Annotated in this window: 12 protein-coding genes; 10 read left to right on the forward strand and 2 right to left on the reverse strand. The window is 63.6% G+C overall.

What is annotated here, in order from left to right:
* Window positions 1-7 precede the first annotated feature (7 nt).
* Window positions 8-565, reverse strand: coding sequence for a hypothetical protein (locus BCA01S_RS26845; RefSeq protein WP_027779551.1), 558 nt, complete (start codon window positions 563-565; stop codon window positions 8-10).
* Window positions 566-679: 114 nt separating this feature from the next.
* Here BCA01S_RS26845 and BCA01S_RS26850 point away from each other — a divergent pair, with 114 nt between their 5' ends.
* Together BCA01S_RS26850 and BCA01S_RS26855 are read left to right on the forward strand one after the other, a co-directional pair.
* Complete coding sequence (locus BCA01S_RS26850; RefSeq protein ID WP_027779552.1) at window positions 680-1117, forward strand: MbcA/ParS/Xre antitoxin family protein; 438 nt, start codon at window positions 680-682, stop codon at window positions 1115-1117.
* Window positions 1114-1815, forward strand: coding sequence for an RES family NAD+ phosphorylase (locus BCA01S_RS26855; RefSeq protein WP_027779553.1), 702 nt, complete (start codon window positions 1114-1116; stop codon window positions 1813-1815). The genes BCA01S_RS26850 and BCA01S_RS26855 overlap by 4 nt, the downstream gene beginning before the upstream one ends.
* Window positions 1816-1837: 22 nt before the next feature.
* Here the strand turns inward: BCA01S_RS26855 and BCA01S_RS26860 are convergent, their stop codons facing one another.
* Window positions 1838-2575, reverse strand: a complete 738-nt coding sequence (locus BCA01S_RS26860) for a metallophosphoesterase (RefSeq protein ID WP_027779554.1) — start codon at window positions 2573-2575, stop codon at window positions 1838-1840.
* A gap of 396 nt (window positions 2576-2971) precedes the next feature.
* On the opposite strand from BCA01S_RS26860, the gene BCA01S_RS26865 reads away from it, so the two are divergent.
* From BCA01S_RS26865 to treY, 8 genes are all read left to right on the forward strand, one after another.
* A complete protein-coding gene (locus tag BCA01S_RS26865) occupies window positions 2972-3634 on the forward strand; it encodes a DUF1345 domain-containing protein (RefSeq protein WP_027779555.1) in 663 nt (220 codons plus the stop codon).
* A 475-nt stretch (window positions 3635-4109) separates the two neighbouring features.
* Window positions 4110-7562 carry a maltotransferase domain-containing protein gene (locus tag BCA01S_RS37380; RefSeq protein ID WP_084166942.1) on the forward strand — a complete coding sequence of 1151 codons (3453 nt, stop codon included), beginning with the start codon at window positions 4110-4112 and terminating at the stop codon, window positions 7560-7562.
* Complete coding sequence (treS, locus tag BCA01S_RS26875) at window positions 7559-11020, forward strand: maltose alpha-D-glucosyltransferase (protein WP_027779556.1); 3462 nt, start codon at window positions 7559-7561, stop codon at window positions 11018-11020. The genes BCA01S_RS37380 and treS overlap by 4 nt, the downstream gene beginning before the upstream one ends.
* Window positions 11013-13223: a 1,4-alpha-glucan branching protein GlgB gene (gene glgB / locus BCA01S_RS26880; RefSeq protein ID WP_027779557.1), complete on the forward strand. Its 2211-nt coding sequence runs from the start codon at window positions 11013-11015 to the stop codon at window positions 13221-13223. Before treS ends, glgB begins: the two co-directional genes overlap by 8 nt.
* A gap of 144 nt (window positions 13224-13367) precedes the next feature.
* The gene (glgX, locus tag BCA01S_RS26885; protein WP_027779558.1) at window positions 13368-15587 is read left to right on the forward strand and encodes a glycogen debranching protein GlgX; all 2220 of its coding nucleotides are present in this window, start codon (window positions 13368-13370) and stop codon (window positions 15585-15587) included.
* Between the two features lie 66 nt (window positions 15588-15653).
* The gene (gene treZ / locus BCA01S_RS26890; protein ID WP_027779559.1) at window positions 15654-17573 is read left to right on the forward strand and encodes a malto-oligosyltrehalose trehalohydrolase; all 1920 of its coding nucleotides are present in this window, start codon (window positions 15654-15656) and stop codon (window positions 17571-17573) included.
* Window positions 17570-19789, forward strand: a complete 2220-nt coding sequence (gene malQ / locus BCA01S_RS26895) for a 4-alpha-glucanotransferase (RefSeq protein WP_027779560.1) — start codon at window positions 17570-17572, stop codon at window positions 19787-19789. The genes treZ and malQ overlap by 4 nt, the downstream gene beginning before the upstream one ends.
* Entirely contained in the window at window positions 19786-22641 is a 2856-nt protein-coding gene (gene treY / locus BCA01S_RS26900; RefSeq protein WP_027779561.1) for a malto-oligosyltrehalose synthase, read from the forward strand. Before malQ ends, treY begins: the two co-directional genes overlap by 4 nt.
* The last annotated feature ends 39 nt before the right edge of the window (window positions 22642-22680 follow it).

Raw genomic sequence — 22680 nt, forward strand, 5'->3', positions numbered from 1 at the left:
CAGCGACTCAGTGCAAAATCGGCGGAAGTGAGCCGCTGCGGGCTGTCGCCGGGTCCGCGGTTGCTGCCGTCTGATTCGTGCTGGTATTTGGCGAGGGCGCGGAGGCATGAGGCTCGAGCGTCGCCGATGTTTTCGCCGCACTTCGCTTGCTCCCGCTGTCGCTCATCGCGCCGTCCGCGGCGGCGTGACTTTGAGTCGTAGCGGCGTGCGCGGCCTTTGACTGACCGGGTTGCGTCTGCGCCACTGGGGCGCGGCCTTTCGTGACTGGGGCGGTGACCGCTACCTTGTGCTTCGACTTGCCTTCCGCCGTGTGGGAAGCTTTGTTGGCGCCTGTGGCCGCCACGCGTTGGCTACCGCCGTGATCGGCGGACTTCACTACGCGACCGGCCGCGGTCGCCGACTTCGAAGCGCCCTTCCCACCTCGCACGGACTGCCCGGAAACCGCGCCGTGCTTGCCATGCGCGCTCACCTCGGGCGGATTCCACACTTCTGTATAACCGGCCGCCATGGCCGCTCCAGACGCGCACCACACGGCGAGCGCCGTTGCTACTACTCGAAACCACATCTGCCGCATCTCCTGAATCTTTGACTTTCATGACGAGCGGGGATTATATTCCCTTGCAAAAATCCATATTTGGACTAACATATGCAATAAGTACATATAAGGACTTACCCGCTCATGGCTCATGCCGCCCGCGCCACCCAGCCCGAAGCGCCTCTGCGTCGGTCGACTTCGGAACCATCGTTTGCAGAAATGTCTGCGGCGGGTTTGCGCGCGTTCTTCAGAATTGCGCAAGACTGGGATCTAAGCGCCGACGAGCAGATCATGCTGCTCGGTTCGCCGGGCCGCTCCACTTACTTCAAGTGGAAGCAGGCGCCGGAAACGGCGCGCGTCGGTCGCGATACGCTGGAGCGCCTGTCTCTGCTGCTCGGCATCTACAAGGCGCTGCAAATCCTGTTGCCGCAACCGGGCACAGCGGACACCTGGATCAAACGCCCTAACAGCGCACCTCCGTTCGGCGGCCGTCGCGCGCTCGACCGCATGCTGGCGGGCAATGTCAGCGACCTCGTGGCCGTGCGCCAGTATCTCGACGCAATGCGAGGCGGCTGGGCGTGACAGAACCGCATTGGCAGGACCGCTGGCGCAGCGCGTCTCTGGATTGGTCGCCCGCGTATCGCGTGATTCCCACTCGCTTTCCGGCCGTCAATCTGTTCGATCGGGTTGCATCGCCGGAAGATTTCGACGCGTTATACGCGCTCGAAGCAATGACCAACGACCGTCTGCGCACCGAAGTCGGAGAACTCGATCTCGTGCCGCGCGAAGAACGCCGCTTTGGGCCGGGCTACGGACCGATCATGGCCGCGCTCACGCATCTGAATCCGCTAGGCAGCAGGTTTTCCGACGGCACCTACGGCGTGTTCTATTGCGCCCGTTCGCGCGTCACGGCCATCGCTGAAACGCGGTATCACACGGCCAGATTTCTCGAAGCCACCGCAGAGCCGCCAATGCGTCAGCAAATGCGCCTCTACACCGTCGTGGCGCAAGGGGAGGTGCTCGACCTTCGCGGCGATCCGAAGCTCGATCTTGCAGTGCTCTCTCCCGACGACTACCTCGCCGGTCAATCGCTCGGCCGTGCAGTGCGTGAGGCGGGAGCACCGGGCATCGCATATCCATCGGTGCGGGATACTGAGGGCGAATGCCTCGCTGCATTCAGGACAACGCTGTTGCGCGACTGTCACCACGCGGCGTATCTGGAATACAACTGGAACGGCACGAGCGTGGATATGGTGTTCGAGCTCAACCAAGTCGGCTAAGAGCGCCTCGATGAGCGCCTCGTCAGGGCAGCGTCAGCGCCGCCGCACCTTCGGCGCGCGCTTCTTCCACTGAAATCGACCAGCGCCGTAGCGCTCTGGGCTCGACGATAGTCAGCCTGCCGCCCGGACCGAATGCGCCGGTGTCGATAAACACTTGCGCGCCAACCTGCTTGATGTCGCGCATCGGAGTATGACCGCAGTACGTGAGCGACAAACCACGTTGCCGTTGCGGATCGCCGTTGCCCATCGCGAGATCACGTCCCCACAGCAACTGCTGGCGCGTTTCCGCCGAGAAACTGCCGGCGTCGAGTTCGGCGTCGGTGCCGAAAAATTCGGCATGTAGAACATTGAAACGCTCAGGCCCGCTGCCCACCACGCGCACGAGCGGCAGCGTGCGCAGCCGCTCGGCGTAGCGACGCAAACTCTCGTCGGGCAGATTCGCTGCCCACGCGCCGCCAATGCCATACCACCATTGCCGCCGCAACCGGCCATCGGCGACGGCGCACAGCGCGTCTTCGTGATTGCCGAGCACGGCGAAAAACCACGGCTTGTCGAGCAGAGCCAACGCCTGTTCGGAATGCTCGCCGCGATCCACCAGATCGCCGACCGAAAAGAGCCGGTCACATGCAGGATCGAACGAGACGAGGCGCAGCAGATAGCGCAACGCGTCGACACAACCGTGCAAGTCGCCGACTACGAAGTCGCGGCCGCTCCGGTTGGCCGAATGGTGCTGAACAGAGGTGTCGAGTACGGAAGCCATACGTTCATGATAATGCGCAATCTCCAATGCGTATGCGCGCTGCCTCTCGTAGCGCGGCAGGAGAAAGCGCAAAGTTGACAGGAAACCACGCAAAAACCCGCGCGTACGCGGCAGAGTTTGCCGCAAACAGCCTGTTTGCGGGCGCGGTCTTGCTGGCTTCGCGTTTTGACAACTAACGTTGCCCGCAAGCCGCTGTCACGCCCGCGCGAACAGCAATCCGACCTGGACTGACCACGGAAGTTGCGCGCACAAGTGCTGCGGGCCTACATCCGGGCTTCGACTGAAAGGCGCTCGCAAAGCCGTTGTAAGCGGCTGTGAGTGCGACGCGCCACGTTCGTCAATCGACGCACGCAGACGGGTAGAATCCGCGACACGCCCGCCTTCCGCTCGCCTTCCATGCTCACAAAATATTATCCGCAAACGCTTCGCAATCGTCCGCGTATGCTGATCGCACTCGCGATCGGCGTCGTCGTCGCCATATTGACGTCACAACACATGCGTCCGATGGTCCGCGTGCTGGTCGGTTGGGACACTACGGTGTGGAGTTACCTGGTGCTGATCTGGGCGCACATGGCCGCCGCCGATGCAGGCCGCGTGCGCGACTCCGCGCGCCGTGACGACGAGAACGCGGGCGTCGTACTGTTCGTGATCTGCCTCGCCACCATTGCCAGCATTGCCGCGATCGTGCTGGAACTCGCCTCGGCGAAGGGCACGGCGGGCGCGTCGACGGTATGGCACTACGCGCTGACCGGGCTCACGCTGATGGGCGCGTGGTTCCTGATTCCCACCATCTTCACCCAGCACTACGCCCGGCTCTACTACGATACCGACGTACAGGAGACGCCGCTTCTGTTTCCCGATCATTCACTCGAGCCGAACTATTGGGACCTACTTTATTTCTCATTCACGATCGCGGTTGCCTCGCAAACCTCGGATGTCGTGCTGCGCTCACGTCCCATTCGCCGGGCCGCGCTCGCCCAATCCGTCTTGTCGTTCTACTTCAACGTCGCCGTGCTCGGCTTGTGCGTGAACATCGCAGCCGGCCTGCTCGGTTCCTGAGGTTCGCCACTGCGCGAAGACGGCAACGCACCAATACGACGCGAGCGCCTCGACGAGCCATGAGTCGCGTGTGCCGCTCCCAGTGACGGCTATTGCCCGTCCCACAACAAGTCTCGTGTAAAACGCGGACCACCTCGGCCCGTTTTACACGTGCCCGCATCCCTCTCCAGCGGCGCGCGCACTTCGTTGCCGCGCACCCTCCCGTAAGGGCACTCCGTCGCCCTGCACTGCCCGTTGCGTCAATTCAGTGGCACAAGCCTTGCTGACCTCCGCAGACGGTTCTGGCCGGCCCGCCCCGACGCCTGGCGTCTGTGCACCTGTAACTGGCCAGCGGCGTGACGATCTTTGCACTACATTGACCAGTACGCGCCCTAGTCTACGGACCGCGCGGCCTCCGGCTCTGGAAGCCCAATGAGCGCTGTGATCGCATGTCACTTGCATCCACACCGCAGCAGGACAAATCTGGAAACGACCGATGGAATCTCCAAACGGGTACGCGCCGCGGATCTATTTTTTTCATTCACTTCTGGTTGGACCGCTTGACGCGTGGCCCGGGCAGTTCGCCCACGCGGCCGCACTGGGCTTCGATCACGCGTTGATCGGCAGCCTCTTCGAACCGGGCCGGGCGAGCCATGGGCAGGTGGTCGGCAACCATGCGCGGCTGCATCCCGTGTTCGAAACCGAACAGCCCGCCGTCGATGCCATCCGCACACTCGCAGGCGAGGCGCGTCAGCAAGGCCTCACGTTGCTGGTCGATCTGGTGATCGACCGGGTGGCCGCCGATGGCGCACTCTACGCGGAGCATGCGGACTGGTTCCATCCGCTGGAATCCGAAGAGGCGCGGCTAGACCCACGGCATGTGCATCGTGAAGACAACGTCGCCTATGCGAACTTCAACGACGCCGGCACGCGCGCCGCGCTAGCCGACTGGTGGACGCAGCAGCTGCTGGCGCTCGCCGACGCCGGCATTGGCGGTTTCCGCTTCGATTCTCCGCATCGCGTACCCGCCGAGGTCTGGCGGCATTTACGCGACGCCGTGCGTACCGCGCATCCCGACGTGCGATTTCTCGCGGCGACGCCAGGCCTTGCCCGCGGCGATCTGATCGGGCTTCAGGGCGCGGGCTTCGACAGCGTGTTCTCGTCGGTGCGCTGGTGGGACTATCGCGCGAGCTGGATGGTGGAGGAGCATGCGGTGCTCGCGCGCATCGGCGGACCGATTGCGTTTCCCGAAGCACCTTACGGCATTCGCCTCGCCGCCGAGTTGAGCGACCCGCATGATTCGAGCATCGTCGAACGCGCGTATCGCCGCGCGCTGTATGCGGCGTCCGCCATCGGCACCGGCTGGATGATGCCGATGGGCTTCGAATACGGCGTCAGTGAACCGATGTCGCAAACCCGAGGCGACGCGTCGCAATTCGCACTAGCTTGCCAGGCGAAAAAATTCGACCTGACGCCGCAGATCACGCGAGCCAATGAACTTGCACGCACGGCAAGAGCGCTGCACGCGAACGGGGAATTGCGCGCGTTGAGCGGGCCTGGCGCACCCGCCGCGGTGCTGCTGCGCGCCGATCAACCCGACCTGCGCGATGCCGCCGAGGCGGTTCTCATCGCAATCAATCCGGAACTCGGTGCGCCTGTGCGCGTCGATCCGGCACGTTTTCTCGCCAGCGTGCCCGGCAATTTCACGCGCTTCGTTGCTCTCGATGCACCCAGCCGTGCCTCGCCTGCGGCTCTCACGCCGTTCGCGCTGGCACCCGGCGCCGTGCGCCTCTTCCAGGCCCTGGCGGAGAAGCCGATCTGTCTTGCGCCGCCCATCGACAAGCCCAACAGCAAGCGTAGCGGTCGCAAGACCGTGGTCGAAGCGATCAACGCGCCGCGCGTGGCGATCGAAAGCGTGACGCCTTCTGTGGACAATGGCCGCTTCCCCGCCAAGCGAAGCGTCGGTGAGCGCGCCGAAATCAGCGCCGCGATTTTCGCGGAAGGGCACGACAAGATCGCCGCCGCCGTGCTGTGGCGTGCCGCCGACGAGAACACCTGGCACGAAGTGTTGATGGCCCCGGCCCAGCCCGCGGGTCTCGATATCTGGAAGGCGCGCATTCCGCTCGATCGCATGGGACGTCACGAATTCACCGTGATCGCCTGGCGCGACGACTTCGCTTCGCTCGTCGAACATGTCGAGAAAAAGTTGAAGGCGGGCCAAACCGTCGAGACCGAACTGGATGAAGCCGCGCATCTGTTCGCGCTCGTGCTGGCCGAAGTCGAAACGACCGAAGGTGCGGTCATCGAACCGCTCAAAAATATCGTCGAGCATTTCGCCAAAGCCGACGGCGAAACGAAGCTCAAGCTGCTTCTCGATGCGGGCACGAGGAAGGCGATGACCGCCGCGCGGCATCGTCCGTTCCTGAGTCGCGATCCGGTGACATACAAGATCGATGCCGAGCGCACCGCCGCGCGCTTTGCAAGCTGGTACGAAATCTTCCCGCGCTCGATGAGCGACGACGAATCGCGCCACGGCACGTTCGCCGATGTCACGACGAAGCTGCCGCGCATTCGCGACATGGGCTTCGACGTGCTGTACTTCCCGCCGATTCATCCAATCGGCCTGTCGAATCGCAAGGGTCGCAACAACACGCTGAACGCACAGCCCGGCGACGTAGGCAGCCCGTATGCGATCGGTGGGGCAGAAGGCGGACATACCGCCGTGCATCCGCAACTGGGCACGCTCGACGACTTCAAGAAGATGCTCGCCGCCGCGCACGCGCATGGCCTCGAAATCGCGCTCGACTTTGCGGTGCAGTGCTCGCCCGATCATCCGTGGCTGAAGGAGCATCCCACGTGGTTTGCGTGGCGTCCCGACGGCACGCTGCGATATGCGGAGAATCCGCCGAAGAAGTACCAGGACATCGTCAATCCAGACTTCTACGCGCACGACGCGAAGCCCGACCTGTGGCTCGCATTGCGCGACGTGTTCCTGTTCTGGATCGACGCGGGCGTGCATATCTTCCGCATCGACAACCCGCACACCAAGCCGCTGCCCTTCTGGGAATGGGTGATCGCCGACGTGCGTTCGCGCCATCCGGACACGATTTTCCTTGCCGAAGCATTCACACGTCCGCGCATGATGAACCGGCTCGGCAAGATCGGTTTCTCGCAGTCGTACACGTATTTCACGTGGCGCGAGTCGAAACGGGATTTCATCGAGTATCTGACGGACCTCACGCAAACCAGCGCGCGCGACTTCTACCGGCCAAACTTCTTCGTGAATACGCCGGATATCAACCCACGTCATCTGCAATCGCAGGGACGCACAGGTTTTCTGATTCGCGCGGCGCTCGCTTCCACGCTCGCCGGCTTGTGGGGCGTGTATAGCGGCTTTGAACTCTGCGAGGCGGCTGCGTTGCCGAACAGCGAGGAATATCTCGATTCCGAGAAGTACCAATTGCGCGCGTGGGACTGGAACCGGCCCGGCAACATCACGGCGGAGATCGCCGCGCTGAACCGCATTCGCCGCGCGAATCCCGCGCTGCAAACGCACCTCGGCCTCACGTTCCTGCCCGCGCACAACGACAACATTCTGTTCTTCGAGAAGGCAACCGAAGCGCGCGACAACGTGATTGTCGTCGCCATCAATCTTGACCCGTTCAACGAACAGGGCGCGGACATCGAATTGTCGTGGGAAACATTCCAGAATTGGAATCTGCACGATCAGGGCGCACTCGAAGTGACCGATCAGATGACAGGCGCGCGTTTCGCATGGCACGGCCGCTGGCAACATGTGCGGCTCGGCCCGGGCCAGCCTTTTTCTATCTGGCGCATTGCGCCGCTCGGCGGCCTGCCCGCCGAGCGTCCCGATGAAGCCGACAGCGATTCGACCAGCGCCCTTCACGCAGACGCTGGCAACCCTACCCCGACGGAAGGTGCGATATGAAGCGTGACGATCCCTCACAAGGCACGTCGGAAGCCCAGGCAAGCACGGCAACCGCCACCGCAACAAGAGCTCGCGCGCGCAGCCGCGGCAAGCCCGCGACATTAAGCGACGATCCGCTCTGGTACAAAGACGCAATCATCTACCAGGTGCACATCAAGTCGTTCTTCGATGCGAACAACGACGGCGTCGGCGATTTCCCCGGTCTGATCGCCAAGCTCGACTACATCGCCGAACTCGGCGTGAATGCGATCTGGCTGCTGCCGTTCTATCCGTCGCCGCGTCGCGACGACGGATACGACATCGCCGATTACCGCAACGTGCATCCTGACTACGGTCAGCTCTCCGACGTCAAGCGCTTCATTCAGGAGGCGCATGCGCGCGGCATCCGCGTGATTACCGAGCTCGTGATCAACCACACGTCGGATCAGCACCCGTGGTTTCAGCGCGCGCGCCGCGCGAAGCCGGGCTCGAACCATCGCAACTTCTATGTGTGGTCCGATACCGACCAGAAGTATCAGGAAACACGGATTATTTTCATCGACTCGGAGCCGTCGAACTGGACGCACGATCCGGTCGCGGGCGCTTACTACTGGCACCGCTTTTACTCGCACCAACCCGATCTGAATTTCGACAATCCCGCCGTGCTGCGCGAGGTGTTGCAGATCATGCGCTTCTGGCTCGACATGGGTATCGACGGGCTGCGGCTCGACGCGGTGCCCTATCTGGTCGAACGCGAAGGCACGAACAACGAGAACCTGCCGGAAACGCATGCCATTCTGAAAAAGATTCGCGCGACTATCGACGCGGAATATCCGAACCGTATGCTGCTCGCCGAAGCGAACCAGTGGCCGGAAGACGTGAAGGAATATTTCGGCGACGAAGACGAATGCCACATGGCATTCCACTTCCCGCTGATGCCACGCATCTACATGTCCATTGCGAGCGAGGACCGCTTTCCGATCACGGACATCATGCGGCAAACGCCGGACCTCGCGGAAACGAATCAGTGGGCAATTTTCCTGCGCAATCACGACGAACTGACGCTCGAAATGGTTACGGATTCCGAGCGCGATTACCTGTGGAATACCTACGCGAGCGATCGCCGCGCGCGCCTCAACCTCGGCATTCGTCGCCGCCTCGCGCCGCTGATGGAGCGCGACCGCCGCCGCATCGAGTTGATCAATTCGCTGCTGTTGTCCATGCCGGGCACGCCCGTTATCTATTACGGCGACGAGCTGGGCATGGGCGACAACATCCATCTTGGCGACCGCGACGGTGTGCGCACGCCGATGCAGTGGTCGTCGGATCGGAATGGCGGCTTCTCGCGCGCCGATCCTGAACAACTCGTGTTGCCGCCCGTGATGGGTTCGCTTTACGGCTTCGACGCGGTCAACGTCGAAGCGCAAAGCCGCGATCCGCATTCGCTGCTCAACTGGACCCGGCGCATGCTCGCCACGCGTCGCGCGAAACAGACTTTCGGACGCGGCACGATCCGCTTCCTGAAGCCGGAGAATCGCAAGATTCTCGCGTATCTACGTGAGATGCCCAACGAGCCGCCGATCCTTTGCGTCGCGAATCTGTCACGCGCGCCGCAAGCGGTAGAACTCGATCTGTCGGAATTCAACGGCTCGGTGCCGATTGAAATGACCGCCGATTCCGTATTCCCTCCTATCGGCCAGTTGACTTATCTGCTGACGTTCCCGCCGTACGGCTTCCTGTGGTTCATGTTGTGCCCGGGCGGCCAGCGTCCGACCTGGTCGCAGGCGCACCCCGAGCCGTTGCCCGAATTCGTCACGATCGTGATACGCGAGGGTCAGGTCGGACCGACACCCGAAAACGTGCGGCTGCTCGAATCCGAAGTGTTGCCTTCGTGGTTGAGCCGCCGGCGCTGGTTTGCATCGAAGGATCAGAAGATGCATGCGGTAAGGCTCGCCGCGTTGACGACGATCCCCAACGGAGGCTTCGCCTTCACCGAGATCGAAGCGGATGTCGGCGATCACACCGAACGTTATGTGGTGCCGATCGCAATCACCTGGGGTGGCGAGACGACCACGCCGCTGTTCCTTCAACTTGCGTTGGCGCGTGTGCGGCGCGGCCGCAACGTCGGGCATCTCACCGACGCTTTTGCGTTGCCGATCTTCGCGCACGGCGTGATGCGCAAGTTGCGCGAACGCGCGGTCATACCGACCGTGCAGAAAAGCGAGATCAGGTTCATTCCGACGGAGCGTTTCGCTGAACTCGAAAATCTCGGCGAACGACCGGAAATTCGCTGGCTCGCGGCAGAGCAAAGCAACAGTTCGCTGATCATCGCAGACGCTGCAGTACTGAAACTGGTGCGGCGCCTCGTGAGCGGCATTCATCCGGAAGCGGAGATCAGCCGCTATCTGACGCAGCTCGGCTACGCGAACACGGCGCCGCTCTTTGGCGAAGTGGTGCGCGTCGATCCCGAGGGCGTGCCGCATACGCTCGCGATTGTGCAAGGCTATGTCGACAACCAGGGCGATGCCTGGAACTGGTCGCTCGATCATCTGCGCCGCTCAGTGGACGAACTGGCGATCGCCGTCGATACGGACGCGTCGTCGACGCCCGACCGCGGCAACGAAACTCTTCTGCTGGAGGGCTACGCGTCGTTGGCCGGCATCATCGGCAGACGCTTGGGACAGTTGCACGTCGCGCTCGCCTCGCCGACCGACGACCCGGCGTTCGCACCCGAACAGGCGAGCGCCGAGCAAGTGAAGGCATGGGTCGACGGCACACAGTCGATGCTCGCGAGCGCGCTCGACCTGCTCGCGCCGCGCGTCGAACAGATGCTCGATGCGGAGACGAAAGCCCTCGCGCAAAGCCTGGTCGACCGGCGCGCCGCGCTGGTCGAGGCCGTCAACAAACTGGTTTCGCCCGACACGCAAGCGCAGCGGATTCGCATTCACGGCGACTTCCATCTGGGCCAGGTGCTGGTCGCACAGGGCGACGTCTATCTGATCGACTTCGAAGGGGAGCCGGCGCGCTCGCTCGAAGAGCGTCGGCAGAAGTCGAGCCCGCTGCGCGACGTGGCCGGCCTGATGCGTTCGTTGTCGTATGCGAGCGCCGCGGCGCAGTCCACGATGGAAAGCGCGCCGCAGCAGACCGCGGATCGCAAACGCACCCTGTTCGACCGTTTCCGCGTGCGAGCCACGGAGACATTCCTGAAGGAATACCGCGCGGCCACCGCCGAAGCGCCGACGCCGCTCGTCGCGCCGGAGGCGGAACAGGCGTTACTCGATCTGTTCCTGATCGAGAAGGCTGCGTACGAAATCCGCTATGAAGCGGCCAACCGTCCGGCATGGCTCAGCTTGCCGGTGCGCGGACTAGCCGCGCTCGCAGGCCGTTTGCTCGGCGACAAAACCACGTCGCACGATCCGTCAACCCAGGCGCAAGACGCCACCACACCGCCTCATCCGGCCGAGGGCGACTATGAGTGAACACGATCCGGCCGCAGGCCTCCAGCCGCTCGATATGGATGCGCTCGTCGAAGCGCGTCACCCCGATCCTTTCTCGCAGCTCGGCCTGCATCACACGGACGGCGGTCCCGTGGTGCGCGCGCTGTTGCCCAATGCGGCGCACGTCAGCGTGATTTCGCGCGCCGACGGCTCGCTGCTCGGCGAACTTCAGGAGTTGCGTCCGGGCCTTTTTGCGGGTCGCGTGAGTGCGGCGGCGCCGTACCGTCTGCGCATCGACTGGCATGGCACGGAGCAGGAAATCGAGGACACGTATTCGTTCGGCCCCGTTCTCGGCGATGAACCGCTCGGGCGTCTCGCGGGCGGCGATCCTTATGCCGTGCTCGAATGCCTCGGCTCACGCCCCATGGAAGTGGACGGCGTGCCCGGCGTGCGCTTTGCCGTATGGGCGCCGAACGCGCGGCGCGTCTCCGTGGTGGGCGACTTCAACGCGTGGGACGGCCGGCGTCATCCGATGCGCCTGCGTCACCAGGCGGGCGTGTGGGAATTGTTCGTGCCGCGGGTCGGGCCGGGCACGCGCTACAAGTACGAGCTGCTCGCGCGCGACGGCCATCCGCTGCCGCTGAAGGCCGACCCTTGCGCAATGCAGACCGAGAAGCCGCCAGGCACGGCGTCGGTTGTCGCACATGTCGACGAGATCGAACAGTTTCCGTGGAGCGACGATGAATGGATCCAGTCACGCGGCGCAAAGCAGACGCCGCGCTCGCCGATTTCCATTTACGAGGTGCATGCGGAATCGTGGTTGCGCATCGCCGAAGAAGGTCAGCGAGGCCTCGATTGGGACGAACTCGCCGAGCGCCTGATTCCCTATGTGAAGACCATGGGATTCACGCACGTGGAGTTCATGCCGGTCGCGGAACATCCGTTCGGCGGATCGTGGGGCTATCAGCCGCTCGGACAGTTTGCGCCGTCCGCGCGCTTCGGCAAACCCGAGCAGTTCGCCGCCTTCGTCAACAAGGCGCACGAGGCCGGACTCGGTGTGATTCTCGACTGGGTGCCCGCGCATTTCCCGAACGACGCGCACGGCCTCGTCCAGTTCGACGGCACGCCGCTTTACGAGCACGCCGACCCGCGCGAGGGCTATCACCAGGACTGGAACACGATGATTTACAACCTCGGCCGCAACGAGGTGAGCGCGTTTCTGGTCGCCTCGGGCCTCGCGTGGCTGAAGCGCTATCACGTGGACGGCCTGCGCGTGGACGCTGTTGCGTCGATGCTTTACCGCGACTATTCGCGCGCCGCCGACGAGTGGGTGCCGAATATTTACGGCGGGCGCGAAAACCTCGAATCGATCGCGTTCCTGAAGCGCCTCAATCATGAAGTAGGTTACGTGCCGGGCGTGCCCGGCGCGATCACCATCGCCGAAGAATCTACTGCCTGGCCGGGCGTGACGGCGCGCGTCGAAGACGGCGGCCTGGGTTTCCACTTCAAGTGGAACATGGGCTGGATGCACGACACACTGCACTACATGCAGGAAGATCCCGTCTATCGGCAGTACCACCATCACAACATGACGTTCGGCATGGTCTACGCGTATTCCGAGCGCTTCGTGCTGCCGCTCTCGCACGATGAAGTGGTGCACGGCAAAGGCTCGCTGCTCGGCAAGATGCCCGGCGACACGTGGCAGAAGTTCGCCAATCTGCGCGCGTACTTCGGCTTCATGTGGACCCATCCTGGCAAGAAGCTGCTCTTCATGGGCGGCGAATTCGGTCAGATCGCCGAATTCAATCATGACGCGTCGCCGCACTGGCATCTGCTCGACGACGCTCATCACCATGGCGTGCAATTGCTGGTGCGCGACCTGAACCGTCTGTACAGCCACGAACCGGCGCTGCATCTGCTCGACACCGAACCTGGCGGCTTCGACTGGCTGGTGGGCGACGACAGCGCCAACAGCGTGTTCGCGTATCGCCGCACGGACGGGGCGGGTCGCGAACTCGTCGTGGTGTGCAACATGACGCCGGTGCCGCGCGTCGGCTACCGCGTCGGCATGCCGCGCGAAGGACGCTGGTCGGAAGTGCTCAATACGGATGCAGGCGTGTACGGCGGCTCGAACATGGGCAACGGCGGTCTTATTCATACCGAGGCGATCTCGAGCCACGGCTGGCCGCATTCCGCCTCCCTGACCTTGCCGCCGCTGGCGACGATCGTGCTGCGAGCCGATTGAGCGGAGACTGACAGGGAACCGGGTGCGATCGGGCGCCGCCCGGTCATGCCGAAGCGAGCGCGCGGCCGCGTGATAACCGGCCGCGCGCTCGTTGCATGAAGGCCCGCGATAGCGCTGCATCAAACAGAACAAGGAAGCGGAACCATGTCGCATGCAATGCCCGACCGGCTTCTGCCTGGCTCGCCGTATCCGCTCGGAGCCAGTTGGGACGGCCTTGGCGTCAACTTTGCAGTGTTCTCGGCGAACGCGCAGAAAATCGAGCTTTGCCTGTTCGATCCCACGGGTCGCAAGGAAATCAAGCGCTACCCGCTGCCCGAATGCACCGACGAAGTGTGGCACGGCTATCTGCCTAACGCGCATCCGGGCACCGCTTACGGCTTTCGCGCGCACGGCCCGTATCAGCCGCAGCATGGGCATCGTTTCAATCCGCACAAGCTTCTGCTCGATCCGTACGCGCGCAAGCTCGTCGGGCATTTCCGCTGGTCGGATGCGTTGTTCGGCTATCGCGTGCATTCGAATCGCGCGGATCTTTCAATCGACCGGCGCGACTCGGCGCCCGCGATGCCCAAATGCGTCGTGATCGACGAAGCGTTCGACTGGTCGCACGACAAGCGCCCTGATGTGCCGTGGGGCGAAACCGTCATTTATGAAGCGCATGTGCGCGGCGCGTCGATGCTGCGTGCCGATTTGCGTCAGCACGAACGCGGCACGTTCGCGGCGCTGTCGTCGCCGGAATTTATCGAGCATCTGCTGAAGCTCGGTGTGACCGCCGTCGAACTGCTTCCCGTACATGCGTTTCTGAACGACCGCTTCCTGATTGAACGCGGCCTGCGCAACTACTGGGGCTACAACACAGCGGCGTTCTTCGCGCCCGAGCCGTCGTATCTCAGCACGCACCGGCTCGACGAAATGCGCATTGCCGTGCGCCAGCTGCACGCGGCCGGCATCGAAGTGATTCTCGACGTGGTGTACAACCACACGTGCGAAGGCAATGAAATGGGCCCGACCGTCTCATGGCGCGGCCTCGACAACGCAAGCTACTACCGGCTGATTCCCGGCGACGAACGGCACCATATCAACGACACCGGCTGCGGCAACACGGTGAATGTGCCGCATCCGCGCGTACTGCAAATGGTGATGGATTCACTGCGCTACTGGTCGACGGCCTTCAATATCGATGGCTTCCGTTTCGATCTCGGCGTAACGCTCGGGCGCGAGCAGCATGGTTTCGATCCGGGCTCGGGTTTCTTCGATGCGTTGCGCCAGGACCCGATCCTCTCTCAACGCAAACTGATTTCGGAGCCATGGGACATCGGTCCGGGGGGTTATCAGCTTGGCAATCATCCACCGGGTTTTGGCGAATGGAACGACCGTTTCCGCGATACCGTGCGCCGTTTCTGGCGCGGCGACGCGGGCCTGCGGCCGGATCTCGCAGCGCGCCTGACCGGTTCCGCCGATTTCTTCAACCGGCGTTTCAGGAAGCCTTGGGCGTCGATCAATTTCGTCTCGTCGCATGACGGTTTCACGCTTGCCGACATTACTGCGTATGAGCACAAGCACAACGAGGCGAATCGCGAAGGCAATAACGACGGTCACAACGAGAATTGCAGCAGCAACTGGGGTGTGGAAGGACCGACCGACGACCCGGCGATTCTCGAAACCCGAAAACGCGTGGCGCGCTCGATGATGGCCACGCTGCTCGTCGCACTCGGCACCCCGATGATGCTGGCCGGCGACGAATCGTTGCGCACGCAGAACGGCAACAACAATGCGTACTGCCAGGATAACGAACTGTCCTGGATCGACTGGGAAGCCGCGCAAGCGCCGGACGGTCGCCAGATGACCGAATTCGTGGCGCGCGTGATCGCGCTGCGCAAACGGCATCCGCTGCTGCGCGAAACGCGTTTTCTGTTTGGCGACCGTGAAGTATTGCCGGGACTTTTCGACATCGGCTGGTTCGACGAGAAAGGCGATCCGCTGACGATCGAAGCCTGGCAGGACCCTGAAGGGCGCGCATTCACATTGCGGCGCGCGGGTCCGGGCCTGAATGGCGAAACGGAAGTATTGTTGATGATGCTCAACGCGAGCGCGGAAGGTCTGCGATTCACGCCCCCTGCGCCGCACCTGGAATGGCACGTGCTGTTAGACACTGCGGATACGGAAAGCGCGCCGCGCCGGCTCGCCGCGTTGGATATCGAAGTCGCCGCGCATGGCCTCGTGATACTGGCCGCGCAACCGGTCGGCGAGGCCGACTGGCAAGCAGGCTGGAAAGCCGGCGCGCAGCATGGGCCACGTCTGTTGACTGCCCTGCCGCCCGATCCCGGCGAGCATCCGCCGACGAGCGACTCGTCGCCGACCACGTAGATCGCGGCGGCGATGCCGCCAACGGCGCGTGAGCAATCCGACAGCAAAACCGAATGGTGAAGAGTCATGTCAGAAAATCCAATCGACCCACACGCGCATCATTACGCTCATTGCCTGCCGTTTGGCGCGCAATTGCTGGGTCCCAAAGGGACGAGCCCGCGCACGCGGTTTCGTTTCTGGGCGCCGTCGTGCAAAAGCGTTCAGGTTGAAATCGAGAACGGCCCCGCGAAAGGCGCACATGAAATGACGCCGGCGGGAAACGGCTGGTTCGAAGCGAGCGTGGAAAGCGGCGTGGGCACGCTGTATCGCCTTCGTCTGGACGACGGCAATGCGGTGCCCGATCCGGCGTCGCGCTTCCAGCCGCAAGACGTGCATGGCCCGAGCGAAGTCATCGACCCGCGCGCGTATCGTTGGGAACATACGGCCTGGCATGGCCGTCCGTGGGAAGAAACGGTGTTGTACGAACTGCATGTCGGCGCAATGGGCGGCTATGCGGGCGTGCAGAAGCGCTTGCCGGCGCTCGCTGCGCTTGGCGTGACTGCCATTGAACTGATGCCGTTGAACGATTTTCCCGGCAAGCACAATTGGGGCTATGACGGCGTGCTGCCGTACGCGCCCGACTCCGCATACGGCCGTCCCGAAGAACTCAAAGCCCTGATCGACGCCGCCCACGGTCTCGGCCTGATGGTGTTTCTCGACGTGGTCTACAACCACTTCGGACCTGACGGCAACTACCTGCATGAATATGCGCGCTCGTTTTTCCGCGAGGGCACGCATACGCCGTGGGGCCCCGCAATCGACTTCGACCGCACTGAAGTCAGCGATTTCTTTACCGACAACGCCATCTACTGGATCAACGAATATCGCATTGACGGGTTGCGTTTCGACGCCGTCCATGCCATCGACAATCACGCATGGCTGCGCGAGCTTTCCGACCATATCCGCGCGCACGTCCAGCGCGACCGCCACGTGCATCTTGTGCTCGAAAACGAGCACAATAGCGCGAGCCTGCTCGAGACGCACTTCGACGCTCAATGGAACGACGACGCGCACAACACGCTGCACGTGCTGCTGACCGGCGAAACGGAAGGCTATTACCACGCCTACGAAGATCAGCCGATTCGCCGTCTGGCGCGCGTGCTGTCCGAAGGCTTTGCGTATCAAGGCGATCCGTCGCCGCTTCATGACGGTGCGCCGCGCGGCGAATCGAGCGGGCATTTGCCGCCGACGTCGTTCGTCATGTTCCTGCAGAACCACGATCAGATCGGCAATCGCGCATTCGGCGAGCGCCTGCGCAAGCTGACCTCGGACGACGCATTGCGCGCGGCGACGGGGTTGCTGCTGCTGTCGCCGCAAATTCCGCTGCTGTTCATGGACGAGGAGTACGGCTCCACGCAGCCCTTCCTGTTCTTCACCGACTACACCGGCGATCTCGCCGACGCCGTGCGTGAAGGACGCCGCCGCGAGTTCGCGCGCTTCTCGTCGTTCAGCGATGAGAAGCGCCGTGCGCAGATTCCCGATCCGAACGACGCCAGGACGTTCGCCGCATCGTCGCCGCCGGAGACCACGACGGCACCCGCGCGCGACGACGAAGCGAAAGACCGGCTGGACTGGATGCACTTCTACAAGTCCGCGCTGACGGTGCGCGCAAAACTGATTACGCCGCGACTGAAACACGGCAAGGCGCTCGACGCAACGGTGCTTACCGACGAGAACGGCGCTGACGCGAATGCGCTGATTGCGCGCTGGAAACTCGGCGACGGCGAGACGTTGTCGTTCGCGCTCAATCTGTCGAAGCAGAGTGTGCCGTTCAACGACGTGCCCGCGGGCAAGGTGATTTTCGAAACGCCGCCGCGCGTGCGCGAACAGATCGATGCGAACGTGTTGCCGCCGAATGCGTTCGTCGCATGGCTGACCGGCGACATCAACGACTACGCGAGCGGTCACGATGCGCGCGTTGTCGGCAAAGAGGAGCGCCGCACGTGAGTACCCGACGCCCTAACGACACGATAGCCACACTCGCGACGCGCGCCGGCTTCGAGGTGGAGTGGGAAGACGCGCATCGCAAGGTGCATCGTGTGCCCGAGAACACGCTTGCAGTGCTGCTCGAACGGATGGGCTTGCCATGCGGCAATGCCACGCAGATCCGCCAGAGCGCCGCCGCGCTCGAAGCCGAACTGTCGGGCCGCAAGCTGCCACCGCTCATGACCGCTGAAGTCGGGCGCGGCATAGCATTGCCTGCGTCGGCGCTAAAAACGGGCAGCCACTACCGGATCGAGCTGGAAAGCGGCTCGATTATCGACGGACGCTTTACCGCGCCCAAAGGCGAGCAGGCTTTGCTCGCGCCGATCGACGAACCCGGCTATCACACACTCGTCATTCACGAACAGCGCGTCACGCTCGCGGTCGCGCCGTCGCGCTGCTATACCGTCGACGACGCGTGGCGCGCCTTGCGCAACGACGACGGAGGTGACGACGCCAGGACTCCGCCGCTATGGGGCATCGCCGCGCAGCTGTACGGCCTGCGACGCACGGGCGACGGAGGCATTGGCGATTATTCGGGGCTCTCGCAATTTGCGACGCAAAGCGCGAAGCACGGCGTGCATGCGCTTGCCGTCAGCCCGACGCACGCCATGTTTAGCGCAGAGCCGAATCGCTTCAGCCCGTATTCGCCGTCGTCGCGTTTGTGGCTGAACGTCACGCATATCGATCCGGCCGCCGTCTTCGGAGCAGACGCTGCACGCGCCGCGATGGAGTCCGCGCAAGCCACCGACGCGTGGACGCAACTCGAAGCCTTGCCGCTGATCGACTGGCCGAACGCCGTGGTGCTGAAGCTGAAAGTCTTGCGCGCGCTGTTCGAGAATTTCTGCAGCCAGGAACGTGCGCAAGGCGGCAAGCAGGACACGCCACGCGCACTGGAATTTCACGGATTCTGCGAACGCGCGGGACGTGCGCTCGAAGACCACGCACGTTTCGAAGCGCTACAGGCAGCGCAACTCGCACAAGGCGGCAACGGTCATTGGCGAAACTGGCCTGAGGCCTTGCGCGATCCGCGCAGTCCCGAAGTCGATGCGTTCGCCGAAGCGAATCGCCATGAAGTCGACTTCCATCTGTTCCTGCAATGGCTCGCGGCCAAGGGGTTGTCGCACGCGCAGCACGCAGCGCGCGAGGCAGGCATGGCCGTCGGGCTGATCGCCGACCTCGCGGTGGGATGCGACAGCGCCGGCAGCCATGCATGGTCGTATCGCGACGACATGCTGCAAGGCGTGTCTGTCGGCGCACCGCCCGACCTGTTCAATCAGGCCGGTCAGAGCTGGGGACTCACCACCTTCTCACCGCGCGCGATGCGCACGCAGGGCTTCTCCGCTTTCATCGACATGTTGCGCGCCGCATTCGCGCATGCCGGCGGCATTCGCATCGATCACATTCTCGGTTTGCGGCGTCTGTGGCTCGTGCCCGAAGGCGAAAGCGCGCGCGACGGCGCTTATCTGCGCTATCCGCTCGAAGACCTCTTGCGTCTTATCGCGCTCGAATCGTGGCGGCATCGCGCGATTGTGATCGGCGAAGATCTCGGGACCGTGCCGCCCGGCTTCCGCGAACGGCTCGACGATCATGGCATTGCCGGCATCCGCGTGCTGTGGTTCGAGCGTGACGAAGACGGCACCGGCTTCAAGCCGCCGCAGTCCTGGGACCGCAACGCGGTCGGCACCACCACGACTCACGATCTGCCGACCGTCGCCGGGTGGTGGCGCGGCAGCGACATTACGTGGCGCAACAAGATTGGGCAGACGACGGCGCGCGCCGACGGCCGCGATCCGGAAGAAGCGGCGCAGGAAGAGCGCGCGAGCGACCGCGCCGAATTGTGGCGCGCGTTCCAGCAAGCCGGCGTCGCCGCGCCCGATGTCGAAGCGCCGCCGCCCGAGAGCCCGCCCGTCGATGAAGCCCTCGCATTCGTTGCGGCGACGCCGAGCCCGCTCGTCACATTTCCGCTTGAAGACCTGCTCGGTCAGACCGACCAGCCGAACCTGCCGGGTTCGATCGACGAGCATCCGAACTGGCGCCGTCGCGGGAATCTGTCTGTAGACGAGATGTTTGAAGACGACAATTTCTGCGACAGGCTTCTCGCCGTCGACCGGGCTCGCAGCATTGCGACCGTTTCCACTCCATCAGCCAACACTTCTTCGGGGCCTGACACGCCATGACCGTCCCGCGCTCCACTCTTCGCCTCCAGTTTCACCGGGGCTTTACGTTCGACGACGCCGCGAAGCACGTCGACTACTTCGCGGCGCTCGGCATCAGCCATGTGTACGCGTCGCCCATTACCACGGCCGAGCCGGGCTCGATGCACGGCTACGACACCGTCGATTACACCCAGGTTAGCGCCGAATGCGGCGGCGAGGCTGGCCTGAAGCGCCTGGTCGACAAACTCCACGCGCGCGACATGGGCCTCATCGTCGACATGGTGCCGAACCATATGGGCGTCGGCGGATCGAGCAACGCGTGGTGGCTCGATATTCTTGAATGGGGGCGACATAGCGCCTATGCACGTCACTTCGATGTCGACTGGCATTCGCCCGATCCGGCTTTGCGCGGCAAGGTGTTGCTGCCGACACTCGGCGGCCCGTATGGCGACGAACTCGCGTCGGGCCGTATCGCGTTGCACTTCGCGGCAGATAGCGGGCGCTTTTATGTCGGCTACGGGCCGCACGTCTTTCCGGTGTGTCCGACCGACTACGCGTCGATTCTGCAGAGCGCCGACCGCGCCGATCTCAGCGCACTCGCCGAGCGCTTCCAGGGGCTGACGACGCAGCCCGCGGATCAGCCGCGCGGCGCCGAAGGGCGCAAAGCCTTGCGTGAGTTCGTCGCGCAAAACGGCAAGTCGGCAATCGATTCCGTGATCCAGACGTATTCCCCCGAAGATCCGCTCACGCGCGACCGCCTGCATCGGCTGCTCGAGCGTCAGCACTTCCGTCTCGCGTGGTGGCGCACCGCCGCCGACGAAGTCAACTGGCGGCGCTTCTTCGATATTTCGACGCTTGCCGCGGTACGCGCCGAGCGGCCAGAAGTATTCGAAGCCGCGCATGCGCTCGTCTTTCGCCTGTATCAGGAAGGCACGATCGACGGTCTGCGGATCGACCACGTCGACGGACTCGCCGAGCCGCGCGAATACTGTCAGCGGCTGCGGCAACGTCTGACAGAGTTGCGCGACACCACACCGTATGTAGTCGTCGAAAAGATTCTTGCGCGTGGCGAACCGCTGCGCGACGACTGGCCGGTGGACGGCACCACAGGCTACGACTTCATGAACGACGTGGGCGCGCTGTTGCACGACCCGGCGGGCGCGGAGCCGCTTGCGCAGGCGTGGACCGAACTCACGGGACGCAGCGCGAATTTTGCGGACGAAGCACTCGTCGCGCGGCGCAAGGTTCTTGCGGAAAATCTTTCGGCGGAACTCGACCGCGCGGCGCGAGCGCTGCATCGCATTGCGCGCGACTCGCTTGCCACGCGCGATTACACCTTCACGACATTGCGCCGCGTGCTGACCGAACTGGTCGTGCATTTTCCGGTGTACCGCATTTATCCGCAAAACGGTCTGCGCAGTGCCGCCGACAATGTGTTCTTCGAGCAGGCGCTGGCCGGCGCGCGGGCGGCACTTTCTCGCGCCGATCATGGCGTGCTCGAGCGGGTCAATGCATGGCTCGGCGGCAGTGTGGACGAAGCGCCCGCCGGGCGTCATGGCCAGCCGCAGCAAGGGCAGAATGGTGCACCGCCGAACCATGCGGGTTCGGCGCGGCGCACCGCGCAGACGCTGTTTTCGCAGTTGACTGCGCCGGTTGCCGCGAAGGCCGTCGAAGATACCGCGTGCTATCGCTACGGGCGGCTGTTGTCGCGTAACGAGGTGGGTGCCGATCCGGGAGAATTCGCGTTGTCGGTCGAGCAGTTTCATGCGGGCAATGTCGAACGCTCGCAGCGCTTTCCTTATGCAATGCTCGCAACGGCGACCCACGATCACAAGCGCGGCGAAGACGTGCGCGCACGGCTCGCGGTACTCAGCGAAATCGCGCACGAGTGGAGCGCGACCTCGCGTGCATGGTCGACGTTGAACGCGCCGCACCGGCGTTCGCCTGAAGGCACGCCGATCAGCAGCGTTGCACAGGACACTAGCTACGACTGGGCGCCCGGCCCCGCCGCTGAAGCGATGCTGTATCAGACGCTGGTCGGTTGCTGGCCACCGGACCTCAAGCCCGATGACGAAGCGGGCGTCAAGGCATTGGCTGAGCGCGTCGCGCAATGGCAATTAAAAGCACTGCGCGAAGCCAAGTTGCAAACCAACTGGTTTGCACCCGACGAAGCGTATGAAGCCGGTTGCCGCGACTTCCTGTTCGACATTCTGGCGCCGCAGCGACGCGACGGCTTCCTCAAGGAGTTGGCCGCGTTCGTCGCACGAATTTCACGCGCCGGCGCGGTCAACAGTTTGCAGCAGACCGTCTTGCGGCTCGCATCGCCTGGGATTCCGGATCTTTATCAAGGTACTGAGTTGTGGGACTTCAGTCTCGTCGATCCGGACAATCGCCGGCCCGTCGATTTCGAGCAGCGTGCGACCTGGCTTGCGCAGGCGCCGCCTTCGGAGTTCCTGTCGACGTGGCGCAATGGACGTGTGAAGCTCGCCGTCGTGCAGCGAGTGCTTGCGCTGCGTGCGCATCTGCCGGAGTTGCTAAGTCAGGGCACGTACCTGCCGCTGACCGTACGGGGCGCGCATGCGTCGAATGTGATTGCGTTCGCGCGACGACATGGGAATGCGTGGGCTGTCGTCATAGCGAGCCGGCTCGCGGCCGGCTTGCTCGGCGAAGAAGGCGATCTGCCGATGGTCGATCCGGAGAAATGGCAAGACACGGCGGTCGAAATGCCGGCGGATCTGTCAGCGCGAGCGTTGTTCGACTGGCTGAGTCCGGCTGCGCCGAAGGTCGATGAAAACGGCTTGCTGTATTTGCGCGATGCCCTTGCCGCGATGCCGATTGCAGTGCTCGTCGAGGACGGCGTGCCGCGCAATTGAGAGCGGGCGGGATTGCCGGCTTGCCGAACCGGAACGAAG

Source organism: Paraburkholderia caledonica NBRC 102488 (assembly GCF_000685095.1).
Classification (GTDB): Bacteria; Pseudomonadota; Gammaproteobacteria; order Burkholderiales; family Burkholderiaceae; genus Paraburkholderia; species Paraburkholderia caledonica.

What these genes read in the sequence shown, in the direction of transcription:
- treY (WP_027779561.1), top strand. Translation starts at nt 19,786, where the DNA reads ATGACCGTCCCGCGCTCCACTCTTCGCCTCCAGTTTCACCGGGGCTTT.
- glgX (WP_027779558.1), top strand. Translation starts at nt 13,368, where the DNA reads ATGTCGCATGCAATGCCCGACCGGCTTCTGCCTGGCTCGCCGTATCCG.
- treS (WP_027779556.1), top strand. Translation starts at nt 7,559, where the DNA reads ATGAAGCGTGACGATCCCTCACAAGGCACGTCGGAAGCCCAGGCAAGC.
- treZ (WP_027779559.1), top strand. Translation starts at nt 15,654, where the DNA reads ATGTCAGAAAATCCAATCGACCCACACGCGCATCATTACGCTCATTGC.
- BCA01S_RS26850 (WP_027779552.1), top strand. Translation starts at nt 680, where the DNA reads ATGGCTCATGCCGCCCGCGCCACCCAGCCCGAAGCGCCTCTGCGTCGG.
- glgB (WP_027779557.1), top strand. Translation starts at nt 11,013, where the DNA reads ATGAGTGAACACGATCCGGCCGCAGGCCTCCAGCCGCTCGATATGGAT.
- BCA01S_RS26845 (WP_027779551.1), bottom strand. Translation starts at nt 565, where the DNA reads ATGTGGTTTCGAGTAGTAGCAACGGCGCTCGCCGTGTGGTGCGCGTCT.
- BCA01S_RS26860 (WP_027779554.1), bottom strand. Translation starts at nt 2,575, where the DNA reads ATGGCTTCCGTACTCGACACCTCTGTTCAGCACCATTCGGCCAACCGG.
- BCA01S_RS26865 (WP_027779555.1), top strand. Translation starts at nt 2,972, where the DNA reads ATGCTCACAAAATATTATCCGCAAACGCTTCGCAATCGTCCGCGTATG.
- BCA01S_RS37380 (WP_084166942.1), top strand. Translation starts at nt 4,110, where the DNA reads ATGGAATCTCCAAACGGGTACGCGCCGCGGATCTATTTTTTTCATTCA.